2 protein-coding genes are annotated in these 1435 nt (G+C 72.4%); both read left to right on the forward strand.

Features of this window, described 5'->3' with window-relative positions; genetic code table 11:
• Positions 1-61 precede the first annotated feature (61 nt).
• Positions 62-694 (forward strand): uracil phosphoribosyltransferase, encoded by a 633-nt coding sequence (gene upp, locus C1I93_RS30445; RefSeq protein WP_111246678.1) that lies wholly within the window; start codon positions 62-64, stop codon positions 692-694.
• A gap of 53 nt (positions 695-747) precedes the next feature.
• The gene (locus C1I93_RS30450; protein WP_111246679.1) at positions 748-1422 is read left to right on the forward strand and encodes a GOLPH3/VPS74 family protein; all 675 of its coding nucleotides are present in this window, start codon (positions 748-750) and stop codon (positions 1420-1422) included.
• Positions 1423-1435: the final 13 nt, after the last annotated feature.

Here is a 1435-nt window from a genome sequence, read left to right on the forward strand (position 1 = left end):
ATGTCGCTGGTCGGGGCCGGGGCTGCGGGATCGGTGTCCCGGGCGGGTAGGTTGAGCGATCGTGGACGTACTCGTCATTGACCACCCGCTCGCCCAGGCCCGGCTGACCGCCATGCGGGACGAACGGACCGATTCCGCCTCGTTCCGGGCCGCGCTGCACGAACTCACCACCATGCTGGTGTACGAGGCAGCCCGCTCCTTCCCGATCGAGAAGTACCCGGTGCGGACCCCGGTCACCGCCACCGAAGGCACCCGACTGGCCAACCCGCCGCTGCTGGTGCCGGTGCTGCGGGCCGGTCTCGGCATGGCCGACGCCGCGCTGGGGCTGCTGCCCGAGTCGTCGATGGGCTTCGTCGGGCTGGCCCGCGACGAGGAGACGTTCGAACCGCGCGCCTACATGGAGTCGCTGCCCCGCGACCTGGCCGGACTGCCGGTGCTGGTGCTCGACCCGATGCTCGCCACCGGCGGCTCGCTGGAACACTGCTGCCGGCTGCTGGCCGAGCGCGGCTGCACCGAGATCACCGTGCTCTGCGTGCTTGCGGCCCCAGCCGGCATCGACCGGCTGGAACGCTCCGGCCTGCCGCTGCGCCTGGTCACCGCCGCCATCGACGAGGGCCTCAACGACAGCAAGTTCATCGTGCCGGGACTCGGCGACGCCGGTGACCGGCAGTTCGGCGGCATGCCCCGGTTCTGAGCCACGGGATTTGTCCCGCACGAGGTGGCGTACTGCGACTAGCGTCTCGGAGCATGACTGGTGTTCCGCTCGCCGAGGAACTGCTGCTGCTCGCGTACGACGACGAGACCGGTAAGTCGACGATGCCGCGGATCAGCCTCGACCTCGGCATGGCTGCTGCCGTCCTGATCGAGTTGGCGCTCGCCGAGCGGATCGCGTACGCCGACGGGACCCTCACCGCGGTCGACCCGACGCCGACCGGCGAGCCGATCACCGACGACGTGCTGGCCCGGATCGCCGCCGACACGCCGCACAGCCCATCCTCGTGGGTGCAGCGACTGCGGCACGGCCTACGCGACCGTATCCTCGGCGACCTCTGCGACCACGGCGTCGTGCGGGACGTGGACGAGACCGAGCTGGGTTTCATCCACGTACACCGTTATCCGGTGCTGGACGGTTCGGTGGAGGCCGACACCCGGCAGCGGCTCGCCGCCGCGCTGACCGGGGCCGCCCCGGACGAGCGCACCGCAGCCCTGGCCACCCTGGTCGCCGTACTGCGGATGGAGTCCGCGCTCGGCGTCACCGGCGCCGCCGCCGACGACGCCCGCCACCGGTTGGCGGAGATCGCCACCGGTGCCGGCTTCTCCGGCGAGGTGGGCCTGGAAGACTCGGTGGTCCGCCCCTCGGTCGGCCTGGTGGTGGCCGCCCTGGGCCGCGCCGTCGAAGCCGCCCTCGGCCCCCGCCGCTGACCCGCCCTCGGCC

This window comes from Micromonospora endophytica, from assembly GCF_003236305.1.
GTDB lineage: Bacteria > Actinomycetota > Actinomycetes > Mycobacteriales > Micromonosporaceae > Micromonospora > Micromonospora endophytica.